Below are 17,611 nucleotides of genomic sequence, written 5' to 3' on the forward strand. Positions count from 1 at the left end.
GGCAAAACGAAATGAGGCAGCGCGAGATGAACACCCTCCAATACAAGATCACCGCCAAATCGCAGGACTTTCTGCACCGTCTCCATATCTTCACGGTGATCGGCGACCCTGCAAGCGGCATCGAGCGTGCCAGGGCGGAGGCCAAGGAGCGCGGCCTTGACGCGAACCTCTCGGGCTTCCGCGCCGAGCTGGTGGTGGACACCACGCGCCTCTACCGCACGCGCTCCGGCAAGAAGGTTCAGATCCACGGCGTCACGCTCCACAACTCCGTCGGCAACGAGGTGAGCTGTCCGATCAAGTGCTCGATCCGCGCTGACAAGCCCCGCGCTCGGTCCCGCTACGCCATCCTGACCATCGACGGGCGGCGCGGCATCTTCGGCAAGCCCGAGCATGGCGACGACATTGTGGGCTTCTGGAATGACGAGGTGGCGGCATGAGCATGGATCGCATCGAGTTCCTGCAGAACGAAGTCGTCACCCTGGACCGGGACATCGCCGCCATCACGCGGAGCATCGAACTGGGCGCCAGGCCGAAGAACCCGCCGACCCGGCTGGTCAAGCGCAAGATCCAGATCCAGGGCGAGATCCTGGCCCTGCGGAGGATGGCGGCATGACTGACAAACAGATGAAGGAGCGCCTCGAGGATCTGCTCAACCGCACCCGCGCGGGCCTGGACTACCAGATAGCTCGGGAGGCCGTGATCAGACGGATCAAGGCAGATTACCTGCAAGAGTGCCAGAGTATCCGCCGGCAGCTCCTCGAGTTGGAGAAGCGTGCATGACGCTGATGGGAAAGACGCGCTACCGCGCCAGCCGTTCGTGGTTCTCGAAGCCGAAGGTCATCCTTCAGGTTCTTGTGTCCGATCGCGACCATCACGGCGACCTCTATGCCTATTGGAAGGACGCCACGATCGAGGATCTTACCATGCTGGAGAAGCAGCCGTGACGCTCCGGTCCGAAGCGATGAGGGTCTGACAAAGGATAGAGCGGCCGCAGCTCTTGGGTGTTCGTCTTCCCAGAAAGCGGTGCGATTACTCGGCGAGTGCGCGGCCTTTGTAGGGCCATAACCCCGAGACGGCGCGGTTCGGCTGAAATCTCGCGGACGCGGCGCAGGGTGCCATGCCTTGAAAGCAGGGGCATTCACAGAGGGCTTTCTCAGGCAGCCCTCTCGGCCGCTGGGGTGCGCCAACACCCCAGCGGCTTTCTCATGGCCGGGCGCTCAGTCCCGCGGATCACCCTTGAAGGCGCGCACCCAGATCGGCCGCACCTCGATCGCCCCATCACCGGCGATGCGTCCACAGGCCGAGCAGCGGAAGGTCTTTCGTGAAAACGAGGACTGCGGATGCTCAGGGAGCTGCAGGACCGCTCTATGCCCGCAGGCGCAGGTCAGGATCACGTCGAAGTAGTCTCTCGCGCCGCTCATCAGGGGTCGTTCCGCTTCGCGCTCAAAGAGAACAATTATGGAACATCAACCTGTCGGCGACAACCCGCGCAAACGATTACATATGGGCCACACTCGCCCCGCCGGCCGTCTCAAAGGGTAGTATGCCACCAAGTAAGCGCTACATACATACCTCCCTCAAAGAAGAAGAAGGCACTCGCCCATGAAGATCGGCAACCTCATTGAAGCAGCCATTGCGCTCCATGACGGAAGCAAGGAGTTCAACCTCAACTATGCCACCCGCTTCTGCGCCCACGGCCAGGAGCGCCTGAGCTGGAGCGCCAGCATCGGATCGCTGCACCACCAGCCGGACCTCCCCGCGCGCGGCCGGGTCTTCGAGGCAGAAGGCGACACCGCAGAGGAGGCGCTCGGCAATCTGATCCAGGCTCAGATCACCCACCTGAAAGAGACCTCGAAGCACCGGATCGGCGACCGCCGCACCGTGAAGGCTCTCTCCGCATCCAATGATCGCGACACGCCAAAGAAGGCCGGCAAGGAGAAGTCGAGCAGCTCCTGACGGCCCTGCCCTGTTACACCTTGAGACTTTTCGGACGAATGTGTCTCACCCTGGATCGGAAATGTCTCACCAATGGGCCGTTTTCGATCCTTTTTCGTATCGCAAAAGCGATCCTGACCGCGACACAAGCGGGTCAAAAACACCCCAAAGTCTCACAAACCCCAGCAAATGCAGGGCCTCGATCCAGAGGCGATCAAATGTGAGACACCAAAACGCCCTTTTCCAGATTTTCCGACCGAAAAGTCTCACCTCGAGGACCAGATCGAAATCCACCGGAGGTAATCGAAGCAGAGGAGCCGGATCTGACACCAGGAGAAGAGTCGACACAGAGGAGCCGAGCCGCACCACATTCGGCCGGAGACATCCATCCACACCTCTTTCCTAATCCGCCTCGGCTATACTTATTCTTCTCTTAGGAAAGACATTACGTATAGGCGAAGCGGATTAGGAAACGCTCCGGCTAGACAAGACACCGACCACGCCCATCCTCATAGGAAAAGACCTAGAGGAAAGCCTCGGCCGACAGACACATGCAGCTCTCCGGCTCACATCCATCAAACACCAGGAAAAACAGGCCGTAGAGCGCCTTCAGGCTATCCCGGCCACACAGGTAGCCAAGACACCAGAGGAGCTGCCTACAGCCTCACTACAGAGGCTCCCAGGCAGATGCCTGCCTAGGCCGATAGGCATGCCCCGGCCAAGACACCAGACAGATCAGAAAACGGGGAACGGGCAGCTCTCCTGCACAAGAGAAATGACCAGAGGGAAAGGACGCACAAGGGAGAGGAAAGCTCAGAGGGAAACGGATGCAGGAGAAGGAAGAGGAGGATGCCTGAAGGAGCGGACCTAGAGAGGGAGGAGATCCATAGAGGAGCGCGAGCGTGAGGGCATAGGGAAGGAAGAAGCCCTAAGAGGAAAACCCCAGAGAGGAAAGAGGTCGAAAGGAGCGATCCTAGGAGTGGGAGGTGACTGAGGAGTGGAAACGTAAGGGTGGAGGGTTCGAGCGCAAACGCCTCCAATTCCTCCCCACGCCCATCATAACCGATCCTCCACTCCACCATCCGGCCGAGGAAACGGGGAACGGGGGCACTTTTGCCCATTGAGGGATGACGCAGGGATTGGACACGCCCTGCCCTGCTCCACCGCCCGGTCCCACCTGGGGCATCCGATCCGTTTCCGCCCCGGTCCCTGCCCTGCCCCATCCCGACATCGAGGAGGCGGAGAGGAGCTGGAGTGGGATCGACCGCCCGGCCGCACAACCCAGCGGCGCTACCTGCCTACCTAGGCTAAAACCTACCTAGGCAAAGACGCGCAGCATAGGAGAAGCGCAATGAAGATCGAGATCATCGAGCACCGCGGCATCGTGACACGGATCAACAACGATGTGACGGTCACGGTTGAAGGACCGCATCGCGAGTTTCGCATCGACCTCAGCGCGACCGTCGAAGACTGGACGCGCCGCATCGGCGCACTCGACCGGATCGTCAAGCATGAGGCGAAGCGTAATGCGGAGTTCTACGCCGATGGCGAGGCCAGCGTGGATCTGCTGTGGATCGAGTATGGCTTTGTCAGCACGACCTTCGAGAACGGGGTGACCGCTTCGGTCGATAGTAGCTTCGTCTCGCTCTACATGCCGGTGAATGACGACTTCGAGGACCAGGAGACGCATTGGGTCGCAGCCGCGCCGGTGCTGCGGGAACTGCTCGCGGCCTGACAAACCCGAGAGAACCATCTGCCTAGGTAGGCTAAAACCTACCTAGGCAAAGTCGAAAGCCTGAAGTGAGCCACGCGCGACACGCAAGCGCAAACCATAGGAGCCAGACATGGCACAAGGCACCACCTCCGTCACCACCGTCACCGAAACCCAGATCGACCTCGCGGGTCTGGAGGCCGCGATCAACGAGGCCCAGCAGCCGGTCCTCGATGCCGAGACCATCATGGTCCTGCAGGGCGCGACCGAGATGGTCCTGCAACCCGCCGAGGAGCCGGCGGCGCCCGTCGATGAGAAGACCGGGATGAGCTTCGCCGAGATCCTCGACACGATCACCGAGGAGCAGTCGCAGGCCCAGCTCCATGCCTTGCAGGCCAGCTTCGCCACGCGGGCCGAGTTCGAGCACGAGAAGGCTCCGGGCAATGACGTGATCCAGCGCAAGCTGTCGAGCTACCTCGCAACCCTGTCGACGCCCGGCGTGGTCAAGGCGCAGGTGGCGGTGGGTCTGGATACGAACTTCGCCAATCGCAGCCGGAGCACCGGGTCGCGGCGCAACGTCTATGGGATCGAGAAGGTAGCCCGCCTCCTGAACCTGGCCGTGACTGGCATCCACAACAATGCCTTCAACAAGGCGATCCTGGCCTCGATGGTGGCCTGCGAGGGAAAGGCGGCGCTTCCGTTCACCAGCAAGGTCGCCCAGGCGGCTGCCTCGGATAAGGTGGCGATCGACAACTCCTACAAGCCTTTCCTGGTGCGCCACACCGTCGCGGAGAACACGGCCGACACGCAGTCCAGCTCCACCATGACGGCGCTCGAGGATCTTGGCGTGGTGGTCAACACCGGAACGCGCGGCCGCCCGGTCTACAGCTTCACCCAGACACCGCTGGCGCTGCGGTTCAAGGAGCTGGGCAAGCTGGTGCTGATCGCCGAAGGGATAGAGACGGCCTGAACGGGCCAGTCTCGGAGAGGAGAGCGGCAGTGGTGCGCCGCTCTCCTTTTCTTTTGCCTCGTGGCGGTGGGAAGGAGATGGGGAACGGGCAGGAGCCCCAGGTGGGGCCGACGGGTGGAGAGGGGCAGGAAATGGGGAACGGGTGAACCGCGTCTATCTGTGGGATGGGAAAGGAAAGGGAGTCTCCGCCCCGCCTCCATCCCCGCATCCCTGCTCCGAGCCCTTCCCATCTCCGACCCTGGTCCGTTGTCCAGCCTCGCACCATCCGGCGACAACCCGTGAGACCTATCTGCCTGCCTAGGCTATAACCTACCTAGGCACCAACGCCTAGCACCACAGAGGCACCACATGCACCCCAAGCGTTTCTTCTCCGAACTGAACGAATACTTCACCGCGGTCCTGGCTGGCGATCCGATCGACTGCCAAGCAGGATATACCGACGGCGATCACGTCACCTGGCTCCTCGATCAGTTCGGCGGCGATGACATCCGCATGGTCGAGCTGAACGCGGCCTTTGCCGAGCGTATCGAGACCCCTGAACAGGCGACCCATGTCCTGGCCTATATGCGCGATCTGGCGGCAGGCATCATCCAGTTCAACCTTTTCGAGGCGAGCGAGCTTCCTGACGAGGTGCTCGAATCCATCGCCAAGGTGCTCTAACCCGCTACAGCGACCAGCCTACCTAGGCTACTACCTAGGTAGGCACCAACGCCTAACACCTCGAAAGGCACCACATGAAGATCACCTCCGCCGTCATCGACCAGCTTCTGCCGCGCCTCAATGTCGACATGATCGACCTGCCGAGTGACGACATGGATTTCAGCGAGCGCTTCCAAGCAGTCGTCGGCCAAGATGTGCTGTTGAGCATCGGCCTGCACACCAATGCGACCTCCGCCGTCTGGCAGTTTGAGATTGCCGAGCTTTCCGGTCACTGGCACGCCGAGAGCGAGATGAAACTTCCGGCGCGCGACTACAAGTTCTTCGCAGGTTTCACCTCCTTCGAGAACGCGATGGCCGCGCTGTGCGAGACCACGCGCTATCTCTCCAGCCTCGACGGCTTCAGCGAAGTCTGATCCGATCGACCTAGGTAGGCATGAGCCTGCCTAGGCGTCAGCCTGTCTAGGCGGAGCAGGGCAGGGCCTGGGCGCTCCATCTCCACTCCGCGCGCCCCTTCCCAGCTCCTTCCCATGATGACGGCTATGAAAAGAGGCGGCCGAAGCCGCCACCCCTCACTCGCCTTTGTCGATCCGGTTTCTATGCGCCAAGTTGTTGCCGATCGCACGTCCCAGGCTCGCCTCGTCTTTCGAGCGCAGTCCCTCCTTGTAGGTCTGCATCGGCGATGCTTCTTCACAGCAAAAGAGGTAGGTGTGAACGGCTTGATTGACGGTGAAGGAGATCGCCTCAGCCATCGTGTCGAAATGATCGACAATGACCGTATCCCGGCCTTTGTCGATCAAGGTGTGAACCAGGAACTTGGCGCCGCGCGCCGTGGTGACGATGTAAAGCTCATCCCAGTCGCTGTCGCCGGTCATGTGAATGACGCGCTGCTCCGAGGCTTTGAGGTAGTCGATATAGGCGATTTGCGCTGCGTGAAGTTGCATGGTCGTGGTGCCTTTCAAGATGACCGTTTAACTATCTAGTTTTTAGCCTACCTAGGCACCTAGGTTTCGCGGAAAGTGCAGCTATTTTAGTGGGTTGTGAGTCGGCGGGATGCCCCGGCTCCTTTCCATCTCCGCCTCGAAGGCAATGAAAAGAGGCGGCCGGAGCCGCCTCGTCTCGCTCTCACATATCCATCATCTGCGTCAGGATCTTGCTGGCCTCTCCGTTCGACATGAGCGTGTCGGCCTCGACCTCCTCACCGAAGAGCTTGCGCGCGTAGTGCTGGATCTTCTTGAGGCCGGTCTCGGCCAGGAGCGCGATCTGCCAGGCGAGCAGATCCTCACCGTCGCGGTAGGTGGCGCGTGCCATCGCATAGGCGACGCGCGCCTGCTGTCCCGGCGTCAGCTTCTTCTCGTTCTTGGTGGCGAAGGTCACGACCTCGGAGCTGTTGGCATAGGCCAGAGCGATCGAGTCAGGGAGCGTGACTTTGGCGACGGTAACAAGAGCGGTCATGGTGTGGTGCCTTTCGGTGTTAGGCGGTTTCTACATGACCTTTTTAGCCTACCTAGGCAGATAGGTATCGCGGGTTGCTAGAGGAGATAGAACATTCCGGCGACGATCGCAGCGATGAGGATCGCCGCCAGGATGTGGGAGATAAGCTCGGACTTGTGCGACATGGGATCGGCCTTTGAGATGGTCTGCGACCATAGGCCAGCCAGCGCGCCGTGTCGGCTGGGTTTTAGAAGGGCTTGAGCTGGATCAGGAGCGGAGCTGCCTCGGAGAGGGCCTGGGCGCGGGCAGGGGAGTGCTTCTCCAGCCGGAGCCTGATCCGCTCATGCAGCTCGGCGGAGCGGCGCTGGAGCGCGGCTGCGGCGCGCAGGATGATCTCGGCCTCCTTGCGCTCCCCATCGAGGTCGCAGTTGGGTGTGGGCAGGGCCTGGGGGTCTTCCAGGTCGGAGACGATCTGCTCGGCGCGATCCTTCAGCTTCTGGCGATAGGAGGCGACGTTCTCCCGGTTGCGGGCAATGGCTTCTTCGGACATGCGGGCCATGTGGATACTCCTTACAGGGTTACAGGAAATTTACGTAATAGCAGGAAAGGGCTTGTGCAAGGCGGAAAAAGGGAATGGAATGGGCGAGGAGAGGGTGAGGAAAGGGAAAGGAAAGGAGGGGCCCGCGGGGCCGTATGCCCCCGCGTCCCTAGGACTTTTTTATGTCAAGATGTATTTTTGCAACAGGTGCAAAAATATCACGGTCAAGAAAAAAGTTTGATATTTTGACGATTTTTCAGATTTCGGCCGTCAAGATGTATTTTTGCCACCGTGCCGAAAAGACACACCCCAAGAACAAAATGAGGCGGCCGCCGATTTCTCGACGACCGCGACATTTTTGCATCAGGTCAGATTGCGAGCGCTAGGCCGGTCAATGTCGCCATGCCGGCGATTAGGGCGAGGTTAAGGTATCGCGTCACGCGCGACTCTTGCGCATTGGCGTCTATCACCAGAACGGCAAGGCAGGCGGCGCAAGCGAGGCCAACAAGAACAGTCATATTTCGGCTTTCAATGTGGCCTAGGTAGGCTTTCACCTACCTAGGCACTTGCCTATATCTTAGGCTTGCTTGGCGATAACGGCGGCCATCTTGTTGGCGTAGGCGTTCAACAGTTCGCTGTCAGGCTTGGCATACCAACGAAAGCCTGCGCCGCGCTGGCCGTTGTCATCGGCGCAATTCAGAAACTTGAAAATTGCGAGCGTGTTGGTGGTCTGCGTGCCGGTGGTGCCTGCGGCCATCATGCGGCCAGAAACCTTGACGCCTTGCGAAATCGCGCCTTCTGCATAGCCGTCGGCGGTATCGCGGCTCTGGCCTTTCGAGCCGGTGGCGCGCTGGTCAAGCCTTGCGAATTGCTTGCCGGTGGCGCGGCTATTCATCAGCGAAAGAAGCATGTCGCGAGCGTAGCGCGTCTGGTCAGTCGCGGTAACAGTCGCCTCGAAACCGCTATCTGCGAAACGGCACATATCAACCACGCGCTTGATCGCATAGACCGCCATCGGCTTGCGGCCTGCCGAACCGTCGATGACATGCAGATCGACCTTGCCAAGGCGCGCGGTCTCAAGAAACGCCGCGGTTTTCATGTAGTCGCGGCAGGTCTGCATCAGCTTGAAATTTTCGGCTTTCGTGTCGGCCTTTTCGGCCATCATGGCAACGCGATTGTCGAAAAGAGCGTCGATGGTTTTCGCGGTATAGGTCAGCTTGCTCATTAGGTGGTGCCTTTCATCTGAGCGTGTCACCGTGGCGTCATTGCCTCGGTGAAATCTTTCTAGCGTGTTTCGCTTGGCAGGTGCAACAACTTTTTTGCGTTGCGCTGCATTTTTCTTCGTTTCGCCGTAGCGCCTCTGTGAGGCCGTTTCTAGCGTGCTCAGCGTTTCAGGCTAGGCTGATATGCCTAGATGCCTAGATGCCTCTCAGCGCCGCGCCTATCGCCTCGGCGATGCTATCGCGTGCCTTGCCTAGGCTTGCCGCGTCACGTCATACGCGCGCGCGTCACGCGCGGCGGGATTGAGCGTCGCGATACAATAGGCGCGGCGCTTGTGCCGAAGTCTTAGACCGATCGCGGCCAGGTGATGGGGGTGCTTCGGGTGTCCGCTGCCAATCCCCGGCCCAACCCTCCACTGTCAGGAACCCGTCTACAGGATGACCGGAGACCGGACGACCTTCGACCGAATGACCGACGTGAGGATCGTGTCGCCCAGGAGGGTCGGTTTCGGGACGAAAGGAGAGGGTGGCTTTCCCCGCCAGACATTCGGGGATTGCGAACCCTCCAGTCCCGATCCTGGGCGACGGGTGGGGGCCTATAGTAAGTGCTTACTTGACGCAAGGGGATGAAGGTGGGAAAATCCACGCATTCGCAGGACGGCCACCACCCCTTACCCGGAGACCACATGGTCAAGACCTATACCGAGCAGAGCGACACCAATATCGCGCTCGTGAACTGCTTCAAGGAGATCGAGGAAGGCCTGAACCGCCTCGTCGACCTCAGCCGCAAGACCGACCTGGACCAGCGCTGCGTCTCGATCGCGTCGACCCATTTCATGGAAGGCTTCTGCGCGCTCAACCGCGCCATCTTCAAGCCGCAGCGTCTGACGGAAGTCATCGAACTCGACGACGCCTTCGACAGGGCAGGGCGCCTGATGAGAGAGCGTCAGAAAGAGCTGACCGTCGAGGGCACCATCAAGGCGCTCGGCCTGCCGCGTGGCCTGTCCTCGGCCGACATGGATCGTGCCAATTTCAGGAGCGTCGTCTGATGAACTTCGGAAAGGCCATCAAGGCCGTGAAGCTCGGCCGCCGCGTCGCCCGCGCGGGCTGGAATGGGCGCGGGATGTGCGTCTTCCTCGTGACCGGCGAGATCACCGAGAAGGAGCTGATGCTGCGCAATGCCGTTGTGGGCGGCGTGGATGGAGCGCTCTTCGAGGTCGTGGAGTCCGGGCCGACGGTGATGCCCTGCCTGACCATGCGCGCCGCCGACGGCAGCCATGTCATGGGCTGGCTCGCCTCGCAGACCGACATCCTGGCAGAGGATTGGGAGGAGGTCGCGTGACCACCATCGTCTATCGCGACGGGGTTCTGGCTTCGGACACTCGCGCCTATTCCGGCCACGCCACGCCGATCGGAACCAAGCGCAAGATCCACCGCCGTCGCGATGGGGCGATGTTTGGCGTCTCGACCGCCGCTCCGGGCCTCTCCGAGCAGGTCGCGCGCTGGTATCTCGACGACAAGAACATGGATCTGCTGCCGCAGCTCGGGCCGGAAGACGGCTTCGACATGCTCGAGATCGACAAGGACGGCCAGGTCTTCATCTACCACGACAGCATCCACCCGACCGGGCCGCTCACCGCGCCCTATTTCACCGTCGGATCGGGCGCAAACTATGCGATCGGCGCGCTCGAGATGGGCGCCTCGGCGGTCGAGGCGGTGCGCGTGGCGATCACCAATGACCCGTGGACCGGCGGGCATATCGAGACCCTCACCCGACCGGGTGAGTGTGCTGCTGCAGACAAGGAGGAAACCTCGTGCGACAGCAACTGACGGCTGCCCAGTGCAGCATCCTGGCGTCGGGTATGACGCTCACCCTGCTGGCGGCGCTGCAAGCTGCCCTGCAGGTCGCCTGAATGAGAAGGGCCGGCGCTGTGCCGGCCCTTTCTTCTTACGGCCGCCCACCGCGGCGCTCGCGCACATAGGAGTCCCAGCAATCCTCGAAGAGCTGACGCATGGTGATGCCGCGCGTCGCCGCCTCGACCTTGAAACGGGTGTGCCAGTCCTCGGGCATGTTGAAGGTCATCGAGATGATCCGCTTCGAGGGCAGGTTGTCGGAGGCTTCCGGGGCGGTGCCGAGATCCGTCACCTTGGCGGGCTGGCGCACTTTGAAAGGGTTCTCTTCAGACATTGCTGGTCTCCATTGCGTAGGTGGCGATCTCGGCGGTGAGGTCGTCGGTCAGTTGGGTCATGCGGTCGAAATTGCCGAGCATCATCCGCCCGACCTCGCCGATCGAGTAGCCGGTCGTGTGGGCGCGCACATAGGAGGCGCGGTAGGGCAGGGAGGTCTTGGCGACCCGGAAGTCTGAGAGGTATTCCAGAGCCTCCTGCGTGAGCTGCTTGTGGTCGATCACCCGGTTCAGGACGAACATGATCCGGTGCTGCTCGATGCCGCGGGTGATCAGCTCGAAGGCGAACTTCCGCTGCGGCACCAGGTCATCGACCGTGAAGGAGGTCGGGATGATGACCAGATCCGAGTTGAGCGCGGTCGAGAGCGTGATGTCGGGGCTATCCGGGCGCCCGTCGGCCACGATCACATCATAGCGCCGGTCAGTCGCCATTCGGTTCGAGACCTGGGCCAGCTCGGCCGCGACGAGCGGCTCGATGCCCGCCTTTGCACGAATCTCCGCCCAGAAGACCGAGGTCTGCTGAGCGCCGTTGAAGTCGTAGATGCAGACGCGCTGCTCATGGGCGGCATAGGCGGTCGCGATCAGACGCGCCAGCGTCGACTTTCCGACCCCTCCCTTCTGGGAGAGGCAGGAGATGATGAGATCGGCCATTGATTCGCCCTTCGGTTCCTAGGCAGATACTCACCTAGGCGGATAGGCAGATCAAGTCCTAGCAGATATTGGTGATCATGGCGGTGGCGTGGGGCCGCCTCACGGTCAAGCCGGCCATCCATGTCAGCGGCTGCACTCCGCCGGAAATGCTGGTGCCGAGAGAGCTGGCAGTGATAGCGCCCGCTGCGATTTGCGCGCTCTGGCTCAGCATCGCGCCGTAAGGTTTGCCCTTGATGATGGCGTCGATCTCCTCGGTGCCGGTATCCCATTCGCTAATCGGGACATATGCTTCGTCGCAGTCAAAGAGTTGCTCGCGCTGCTCGGGCGTCGCCTCGATGACCCGGACCCGGCTGTCGACGCGATATGACCAGGGACCGGCCGCCATATCCTGACTCAGGTCGATCTGCATGTCGGGATCAAGGATCAGAGCTGCCTCGATCGGACCCTTGCGCGAGAAAGCCTGCATGGCGACGTGCTTCAGGGCACGCTCAAAGCCCAAGCCGGACTGGCGCGGTTCGAGATTGTAGGAGTGAAGCGCGTCTTCCGCGAAGCTCATGCTCATCCTGCGGACCTCGATCGGCAGGGTGATGGTCTGCATCGAGTCCAGGCCGGTCGCATCGCCATCCCAGTCCCAGATTGCAGATTCGGTCATGGTGAATTTGGTGAGAGAGCGCTCATTCGCGGGCACCCGACCGTTCATCCAGCCGGTGATCTCTCCGCTTTCCTTTGCGACGACGAACATGGCTGACCCCTTACAGTAAGCGCTTAGTGTATCCTCTACCCTAAGAAACGGAAAACCCCTCTCGCGGAAGGGGACGCGAGAGGGGTTCGACCGAGGAACGACCTTGAAGCGGGCGGGGGAAAAGGAACCGAAAACCCCGCCCTGCCTCCGTCGTATAGTAAGCGCTTACTTTACGCAACCGCTTTTTCGGCATTCTCCTCAAAAAGATGCCAAGGCAGTTCCTCGTCATCGGTGAGGAGTCCTTCGGCAAAGCCGGGCGTCGTTCTGATGATCTGCTCGCGCTGCTGTGCGTGCTCGCGCAGGGTGATGTTCGAGTTGCAGGTATAGTCCACGACAAAGGTCACGTTCGGCCCCGCCTTCTTCGCGCGCAGGCCGCGACCGACCCGCTGGCGCAGCGCCACCTCGGCCTTGCCGCCGCCCGCGAGCTGAACGAGCGAGATGGCCGGAACGTCGACGCCCACATCGAGGATGGTGGTGCCGATAATCCCGTCGATCTCGCCCTTCACCAGACGATTGAGGTATTTCTCGCGGGTCGCCTGATCATCCTCGCCGCGCAGGAAAACGAAATCGAGGCCGTTTTCGGCGAAAACCTTCTTCAGCCTGTCGCCATGCGCCTTGCGCAGCACCAGCGTCAGCACCGGCATCTTCCTTTCCTTCGCCAGCAGCGCATCGGAGAGAATGTCGGCGGTCATTTCCTCGCCATCGACATAGGCGAGCTTGTAGGCCCGCTCGAAAGGCGAGGTGCGGTGCATGGCCTTGGGCGAGGCGCTGGAGCGCAGCTTGAAATAGGGCTTGGCGAGGATGCCGCGGTCGATCAGCAGCTTCTCAGGCACGTCGATCAGGACCGGCCCGAAGGCTGCCATCAGCCGCATGTTGTCCTCGGCCGAGCTGCGCATGAAGGGCGTCGCGGTCAGAGCGATGCGGATCTGGGCGTTCTTGCAGTGCCGCAGGATCTCGTAATAGCTATTGCCGCCCGCCTCATGCGCCTCCTCGCCGATCACCACCTCGACCAGCGACAGGAACTTGATGATCGCGTCGCGCTTGCGGGTCTTGCGCTCATAGATCTCCTGGGCCTGCTTCAGCAGCACCGCGCGCGGCGTGTTCTCGTCCTTGGCCTTGTTCAGGTGGATCGAGGTGACGAGAGCGCGCAGCTCCTTGTTCACGTCAGTCGGCTCCAGCGCCTGGACGAGCGTCTGAACCATGCCGAGGTTGACGTGGCGCGTGAAGGACATCTGGCCGTCGCCGATCACCGCCGTCTCCGTGGCGTTGTCGTCGAGCTGGCGCTTCATCTGGTAGAGCAGGATGCCGCGGGTGGTCAGAAACAGCGTCATCCGGTTGTAGCGGGCCATGATGAGCTTGGCGACTTTCGACTTACCGCCGCCGGTCGCCACGCGGACGATGCCCGCGCGGTGCTTCTCGACCTGCTTGAGCACCTGCATCTGATAGTCGTAGCGCGGATCGTCATTGCCGAACTCGTCGACGATCGGGCTCTCGGGACCGAGCGGCTGGATAGCCGGCGCCTCGATGAGCTGCACGGTATAGCCCGCGCGGCCCAGCTCCTCGCTGATCACATGCACGAAGCCCGCCGGGAAGGTGCCGGTCAGCACATCATAGAAGCTCGACTTGCCCGACCAGCCGGGTGCGCTCTCCGCGCTGTAGGAGAGCAGGTTGGAAACCTTCGAGACGACCTCGCGGCTCGGGTTCACGATTTTCGCCAGGACGGGGTTTTTGGCGATCTGCACTATTGACATCTCAAATCCTTACGCTGGACACGGAGTCCTTTTATGGGTATTGCTCTAGTAAGTCCTTACTATACGAGCGAGCAGTGACACCAGTTCAATATATCGAGGTTCCCGTGGGGGAGCTGAGGCCGAACAGCTTCAACCCGAACCGGGTCACGGCTGACAACGAGAAGAAGATCCGCGCGAGCATCGAGCGCAACGGCATCTTCAAGCCGATCATCGTGCGACAGGTCGCCAATATCCGCGGCTACGAGATCATCGGCGGCGAGCATCGCTGGGATCAGGCCAAGGCGCTCGGCTATGCGACGGTCCCGATCGCCAACCTGGGCGAGATCGACGATGCGCGCGCCAAGGAAATCTGCCTGATCGACAATGCCCGCTACGGCGCGGACGACACGCTCACTCTGAGCGACATCCTCAAGGACATTGGCACGGCTGACGAGCTGCAAGAGTTTCTTCCCTATGGCGACACCGATCTGGCGGCGATCTTCTCTGCTGCCAGTATAGACCTTTCGTCGCTCAATGTGCCGGAAAATAACGAGATTCTGCCGGAATTGCCGCCGGATGGTGACTCCCCGGCAACAAAGCCGGCCCGGACCCATACCGTCATGCGCTTCAAGGTCTCGAATGAAGACGCCGAGCGTCTGACCGCGCTGATCGCCAAGACCCAGACCGCGCATGACTACCGCCATGAGGACCAGCTCACCAATGCCGGTGACGCGCTGATCCACCTGCTTTCCGGCTCTCTCGGCACCGCCCCGGCGCCCGCAGCCGTCGCAATCGAAGACTGGGGCACCATGCTGGCCGAAATCGAGAAGGCCCAGGAGCAATCTGAATGACCACCAACAGCCCCGCCATCGAAATCTGGCCGATCGAAGACCTCATCCCCTATGAGGCAAACGCCAAGAAGCACCCCGAGGCCCAGATCGAGAAGCTGGCGACCACCATCACCAAGATGGGCTGGACTCAGCCGATCGTCGTCTGGGGCAATGGCGAGATCATCGCCGGCCACGGGCGCCGCCTCGCCGCGCTGAAGATCGGACTGCCGAAGGTTCCGGTCATCGTGCGCCGGGATCTGACCAAGGCCGAGGCCGACGCCCTGCGCCTGGCCGACAATAGGGTCACATCGACCGAATACGACCAGGGCCTGATCCAGGAAGAGCTGATCCGCCTCAACTCCGAGCTGCTCGGCACCGACCTGTCGCTGACCGACATGGGCTTTGACGAGAAGGAGATCACCTTCGTCCTGGCCGACCTCGGCGAGATGGACGAGGACTTCTTTGCCACCGACATCTCCGCCGCCGTCGAGGAGCAGAAGGTGCAGGCCGCAGCCGAGGTCGAAGCCACCGACGAGATCGCCGCGCCCGTGGTCGATGCGCTGGGTTTCAAGCGGGTGACGATCGCTCAGTCCCGCGCCATTCGCGACGCGATGGGCAAGGTCGAGGCAAAGACCGGCAAGAAAGGCGTCGAGGCGCTGATCGCGGTCCTGGAGGCGGCGTAAAATCTTGGGCGATGTGCTCCCCTTTGTAATCGCAAGCAAAAATTCGCCTCTCACTGAAGCGAATGTCAGAATCGTGACAGCTTTGCATCAGCGCGAATCAAGTAAGTCCTTGATAGATCGCGTCAAGGGCGAAAATAATCTCGGCGGGTCGCCGCCGCCACTAGACAGGGCGAGTCCGCCACTGCATATAACGCACTCACGGCGCTTTGGACCCTTTTTGTTCATCGGCCGAGACCGGGAAACCGGCCTTTTCTATACGGATTACGATGACGGCAATATTTCCGCCGGGACCGACCTGTTTGCTCTGATTGGCGTCCTCGAGACGCTGAAGGTCGAGCTGACTGAGCGCGCTGCCGCGCTCGCACCATCCATAGATCGCCTGGGGCGTGTCCAGCACCCCGAATTGCCACATGAGGAGGCAAAATGACCATCTACTCACTGTCCCGCTCGTTCAAAACCTCTGTCGAGCGGACACCGCGCGTGCTGGAAGTCGCCGAGAGCTTCGGGCTCGGGCTCTCCGACAAGGAGTTCACGCTCTATGATGAGCTTGAACTCGACATCCGCGCGAGTGATGTCGTCTATATCACCGGCCAGTCCGGCTCGGGCAAATCCATGCTGCTCAAGGATCTGGCCGCCGAGATGCGCAAGGACGGTCTCAAGGTGGTCGACCTGAATGAAGTCGAGCTGAAAGACAAGCCCGTGATCGAGCTGGTCGGAAAGAACGTAACGGAAGCGACCGAAATTTTGTCACGCGCGGGCATTTCCGACGCCTGGATCTTCCTGCGCAAGCCCAGCGAGCTGTCGGATGGGCAGCGCTACCGCCTGAAACTGGCGCTGGTGATGGAGGCCGATGCAGATGTCTGGATCGCCGACGAGTTCGGTGCGGTCCTCGATCGCGTCACCGCGAAATCCGTGGCCTACAACATGGCGAAGGTCGCCCGGCGGCAGGGCAAGACCTTCATGGTCGCCACCACCCATGACGACATGACCGAGGAGCTGGCCCCGAGCGTCTTCATCGAGAAGCTCTTCAACGACCGCATCGAGGTCTTGTGCGAGCGCTACGAGGAAGAAGACCCTCCGCAGATGCTGATGGCGGCAGAATGAGGTTCCGCAAGCGCCCTGTCGTGATCGAGGCCATTCAGTTCACCGGCCGAAACTCGCGCGAGATCGCCCGCTGGGTCAATCCTGACCTGGCGCCATTCCACCTGCCCGAGGGCTGGTGGGCCAAGCAGCATACCGACCTGTCCTTCAGCCTGATGATCCCGACGCTTGAGGGCGAGATGGAGGCCCGGCAAGGCGACTGGATCATCCGCGGTGTCGCGGGCGAGTTCTACCCCTGCAAGCCGGAGATTTTCGATGCCAGCTACGAGGCTGTCGAAGAAGAGGTGCGCCATGCTGCATGAGATGCACGCAGCGCCTCTGAGCGCGCCGCCAGTGGCCTTCCATGATCATCCCGGTCTCACCACACTGGTCAGGCGCAATGAGGCGCCTGTGCAGCGTTTTTCGCTGCTGGATCGCATCATGGTCGAGAAGGGCGACAAGTCCGACTGGGACCAGCTTCACGAGCTGCATTACAAGGCCGAGAACCTCGCGATCGGCCCGCGCTTCTGGAAGGCCACGCTGGACGGCAAGCTCGTCGGTGTCGTCGTGACCGCGGTGCCCAAGGGAATGCTGCGCGAGCGGCATCTGGTCTTTCCGAGCCTGCGCCCCGGCGCGGGCGAAACCCGTCTGACCAACACCCAGCGCTACAAGTTCCTGAACGACAACTTCCGCGTCATCTCGCGCTTCGTGCTCGATCTGCCCTATCGCGGCATCGGCGCGGGCTACCGGATGATGAACCTCGTCTCGCGCATGACCGGGCTCCAGTTCATGGAGATCCAGTCCTCGATGTCGAAATACAACCAGTTCGGCCCGCGCGCCGGCTTCCGCTTCGCGCCGCCGATGCCTGCCAACAACCAGACGAAGGTGCTGAAGTTCTTCCGCAGCCACTTCGACGCCTCGCCGATGGACTTCGAGGCCATCATGCAGGAGATCGCGGCCAAGGGCGACGAGGCGCGGATGTTCGAGATCTGCCAGGAGTTCTACTTCAAGAACTCGGCCCTCGAGAACACCACGCGCGGCGGCGACATGATCGAGGCTCGGCGCGAGAACCTGAACCTGCGCTTCCTGATCCGCGGCATCCAGCAGATGGGGCTCGCCTCGCCGATGTATGGCGTCTGGAAGAACCCCGACTGGGGCCGCACCGACATTCCCGACCGGCTGCCGCTTTCGGCCTTCGACCGGCAGGGTCCGACCGAGAGGCTGATCCTGTGAAGAAGCCGCGC

At 61.5% G+C, this 17,611-nt stretch carries 27 protein-coding genes; 18 read left to right on the forward strand and 9 right to left on the reverse strand.

The window, feature by feature from the left end:
- Positions 1 to 26: 26 nt before the first annotated feature.
- Genes GL300_RS18280 through GL300_RS18295 form a run of 4 tightly spaced genes read left to right on the forward strand, consistent with a single transcriptional unit; the run spans position 27 to position 944 of the window.
- Positions 27 to 437: a hypothetical protein gene (locus GL300_RS18280; protein WP_155041106.1), complete on the forward strand. Its 411-nt coding sequence runs from the start codon at positions 27 to 29 to the stop codon at positions 435 to 437.
- Positions 434 to 613, forward strand: a complete 180-nt coding sequence (locus tag GL300_RS18285; RefSeq protein WP_155041107.1) for a hypothetical protein — start codon at positions 434 to 436, stop codon at positions 611 to 613. Before GL300_RS18280 ends, GL300_RS18285 begins: the two co-directional genes overlap by 4 nt.
- Positions 610 to 780 carry a hypothetical protein gene (locus GL300_RS18290; protein WP_155041108.1) on the forward strand — a complete coding sequence of 57 codons (171 nt, stop codon included), beginning with the start codon at positions 610 to 612 and terminating at the stop codon, positions 778 to 780. Before GL300_RS18285 ends, GL300_RS18290 begins: the two co-directional genes overlap by 4 nt.
- Positions 777 to 944 carry a hypothetical protein gene (locus GL300_RS18295; protein ID WP_155041109.1) on the forward strand — a complete coding sequence of 56 codons (168 nt, stop codon included), beginning with the start codon at positions 777 to 779 and terminating at the stop codon, positions 942 to 944. The genes GL300_RS18290 and GL300_RS18295 overlap by 4 nt, the downstream gene beginning before the upstream one ends.
- Positions 945 to 1,217: 273 nt before the next feature.
- On the opposite strand, the gene GL300_RS18300 is transcribed toward GL300_RS18295, so the two are convergent.
- Positions 1,218 to 1,421, reverse strand: coding sequence for a hypothetical protein (locus GL300_RS18300; RefSeq protein WP_155041110.1), 204 nt, complete (start codon positions 1,419 to 1,421; stop codon positions 1,218 to 1,220).
- 181 nt (positions 1,422 to 1,602) lie between these two features.
- On the opposite strand from GL300_RS18300, the gene GL300_RS18305 reads away from it, so the two are divergent.
- From GL300_RS18305 to GL300_RS18325, 5 genes are all read left to right on the forward strand, one after another.
- A complete protein-coding gene (locus tag GL300_RS18305) occupies positions 1,603 to 1,956 on the forward strand; it encodes a hypothetical protein (RefSeq protein ID WP_155041111.1) in 354 nt (117 codons plus the stop codon).
- Between the two features lie 1,330 nt (positions 1,957 to 3,286).
- The gene (locus GL300_RS18310) at positions 3,287 to 3,670 is read left to right on the forward strand and encodes a hypothetical protein (protein ID WP_155041112.1); all 384 of its coding nucleotides are present in this window, start codon (positions 3,287 to 3,289) and stop codon (positions 3,668 to 3,670) included.
- Between the two features lie 109 nt (positions 3,671 to 3,779).
- The gene (locus GL300_RS18315; RefSeq protein ID WP_155041113.1) at positions 3,780 to 4,616 is read left to right on the forward strand and encodes a hypothetical protein; all 837 of its coding nucleotides are present in this window, start codon (positions 3,780 to 3,782) and stop codon (positions 4,614 to 4,616) included.
- A 348-nt stretch (positions 4,617 to 4,964) separates the two neighbouring features.
- Entirely contained in the window at positions 4,965 to 5,276 is a 312-nt protein-coding gene (locus GL300_RS18320) for a hypothetical protein (protein WP_155041114.1), read from the forward strand.
- A gap of 74 nt (positions 5,277 to 5,350) precedes the next feature.
- Positions 5,351 to 5,689, forward strand: a complete 339-nt coding sequence (locus GL300_RS18325; protein ID WP_155041115.1) for a hypothetical protein — start codon at positions 5,351 to 5,353, stop codon at positions 5,687 to 5,689.
- Positions 5,690 to 5,845: 156 nt separating this feature from the next.
- Here GL300_RS18325 and GL300_RS18330 read toward each other — a convergent pair whose 3' ends face one another.
- The 4 genes from GL300_RS18330 to GL300_RS18345 all read right to left on the reverse strand — a co-directional run bounded on the left by GL300_RS18330 (position 5,846) and on the right by GL300_RS18345 (position 8,470).
- Positions 5,846 to 6,217, reverse strand: coding sequence for a hypothetical protein (locus GL300_RS18330; RefSeq protein WP_155041116.1), 372 nt, complete (start codon positions 6,215 to 6,217; stop codon positions 5,846 to 5,848).
- A gap of 181 nt (positions 6,218 to 6,398) precedes the next feature.
- Entirely contained in the window at positions 6,399 to 6,728 is a 330-nt protein-coding gene (locus tag GL300_RS18335; RefSeq protein ID WP_155041117.1) for a hypothetical protein, read from the reverse strand.
- A 226-nt stretch (positions 6,729 to 6,954) separates the two neighbouring features.
- Positions 6,955 to 7,266: a hypothetical protein gene (locus GL300_RS18340; protein ID WP_155041118.1), complete on the reverse strand. Its 312-nt coding sequence runs from the start codon at positions 7,264 to 7,266 to the stop codon at positions 6,955 to 6,957.
- Positions 7,267 to 7,822: 556 nt separating this feature from the next.
- Entirely contained in the window at positions 7,823 to 8,470 is a 648-nt protein-coding gene (locus tag GL300_RS18345; RefSeq protein WP_155041119.1) for a hypothetical protein, read from the reverse strand.
- Positions 8,471 to 9,151: 681 nt separating this feature from the next.
- Here GL300_RS18345 and GL300_RS18350 point away from each other — a divergent pair.
- Genes GL300_RS18350 through GL300_RS18360 form a run of 3 tightly spaced genes read left to right on the forward strand, consistent with a single transcriptional unit; the run spans position 9,152 to position 10,295 of the window.
- The gene (locus tag GL300_RS18350) at positions 9,152 to 9,514 is read left to right on the forward strand and encodes an Acb2/Tad1 domain-containing protein (protein ID WP_155041120.1); all 363 of its coding nucleotides are present in this window, start codon (positions 9,152 to 9,154) and stop codon (positions 9,512 to 9,514) included.
- Positions 9,514 to 9,807 carry a DUF2829 domain-containing protein gene (locus tag GL300_RS18355; RefSeq protein ID WP_155041121.1) on the forward strand — a complete coding sequence of 98 codons (294 nt, stop codon included), beginning with the start codon at positions 9,514 to 9,516 and terminating at the stop codon, positions 9,805 to 9,807. The genes GL300_RS18350 and GL300_RS18355 overlap by 1 nt, the downstream gene beginning before the upstream one ends.
- The gene (locus tag GL300_RS18360; RefSeq protein ID WP_155041122.1) at positions 9,804 to 10,295 is read left to right on the forward strand and encodes an Ntn hydrolase family protein; all 492 of its coding nucleotides are present in this window, start codon (positions 9,804 to 9,806) and stop codon (positions 10,293 to 10,295) included. Before GL300_RS18355 ends, GL300_RS18360 begins: the two co-directional genes overlap by 4 nt.
- Positions 10,296 to 10,413: 118 nt before the next feature.
- Here the strand turns inward: GL300_RS18360 and GL300_RS18365 are convergent, their stop codons facing one another.
- The 4 genes from GL300_RS18365 to GL300_RS18380 all read right to left on the reverse strand — a co-directional run bounded on the left by GL300_RS18365 (position 10,414) and on the right by GL300_RS18380 (position 13,795).
- On the reverse strand, positions 10,414 to 10,653 hold the full coding sequence (locus tag GL300_RS18365; protein WP_155041123.1) for a hypothetical protein: 240 nt from the start codon (positions 10,651 to 10,653) through the stop codon (positions 10,414 to 10,416).
- A complete protein-coding gene (locus GL300_RS18370) occupies positions 10,646 to 11,302 on the reverse strand; it encodes a ParA family protein (protein ID WP_155041124.1) in 657 nt (218 codons plus the stop codon). The genes GL300_RS18365 and GL300_RS18370 overlap by 8 nt, the downstream gene beginning before the upstream one ends.
- A 58-nt stretch (positions 11,303 to 11,360) precedes the next feature.
- Positions 11,361 to 12,044: a hypothetical protein gene (locus GL300_RS18375; RefSeq protein ID WP_155041125.1), complete on the reverse strand. Its 684-nt coding sequence runs from the start codon at positions 12,042 to 12,044 to the stop codon at positions 11,361 to 11,363.
- 170 nt (positions 12,045 to 12,214) lie between these two features.
- Positions 12,215 to 13,795, reverse strand: a complete 1,581-nt coding sequence (locus tag GL300_RS18380; protein WP_155041126.1) for a DEAD/DEAH box helicase — start codon at positions 13,793 to 13,795, stop codon at positions 12,215 to 12,217.
- On the opposite strand from GL300_RS18380, the gene GL300_RS18385 reads away from it, so the two are divergent.
- The 6 genes from GL300_RS18385 (at position 13,789) to GL300_RS18410 (ending at position 17,600) form a co-directional block, all read left to right on the forward strand.
- Positions 13,789 to 14,625 (forward strand): ParB/RepB/Spo0J family partition protein, encoded by an 837-nt coding sequence (locus GL300_RS18385; RefSeq protein ID WP_211595192.1) that lies wholly within the window; start codon positions 13,789 to 13,791, stop codon positions 14,623 to 14,625. The genes GL300_RS18380 and GL300_RS18385 overlap by 7 nt on opposite strands.
- On the forward strand, positions 14,622 to 15,287 hold the full coding sequence (locus GL300_RS18390; protein WP_155041127.1) for a ParB/Srx family N-terminal domain-containing protein: 666 nt from the start codon (positions 14,622 to 14,624) through the stop codon (positions 15,285 to 15,287). Before GL300_RS18385 ends, GL300_RS18390 begins: the two co-directional genes overlap by 4 nt.
- 4 nt (positions 15,288 to 15,291) lie before the next feature.
- On the forward strand, positions 15,292 to 15,714 hold the full coding sequence (locus GL300_RS26220) for a hypothetical protein (RefSeq protein ID WP_170297717.1): 423 nt from the start codon (positions 15,292 to 15,294) through the stop codon (positions 15,712 to 15,714).
- Positions 15,711 to 16,391, forward strand: coding sequence for an ATP-binding cassette domain-containing protein (locus GL300_RS18400; protein ID WP_155041129.1), 681 nt, complete (start codon positions 15,711 to 15,713; stop codon positions 16,389 to 16,391). The genes GL300_RS26220 and GL300_RS18400 overlap by 4 nt, the downstream gene beginning before the upstream one ends.
- On the forward strand, positions 16,388 to 16,690 hold the full coding sequence (locus GL300_RS18405) for a hypothetical protein (protein WP_155041130.1): 303 nt from the start codon (positions 16,388 to 16,390) through the stop codon (positions 16,688 to 16,690). The genes GL300_RS18400 and GL300_RS18405 overlap by 4 nt, the downstream gene beginning before the upstream one ends.
- A gap of 88 nt (positions 16,691 to 16,778) precedes the next feature.
- Entirely contained in the window at positions 16,779 to 17,600 is an 822-nt protein-coding gene (locus GL300_RS18410; RefSeq protein WP_155041131.1) for a hypothetical protein, read from the forward strand.
- The last annotated feature ends 11 nt before the right edge of the window (positions 17,601 to 17,611 follow it).

Origin of the sequence: Paracoccus litorisediminis, assembly GCF_009711205.1 — a bacterium.
Classification (GTDB): Bacteria; Pseudomonadota; Alphaproteobacteria; order Rhodobacterales; family Rhodobacteraceae; genus Paracoccus; species Paracoccus litorisediminis.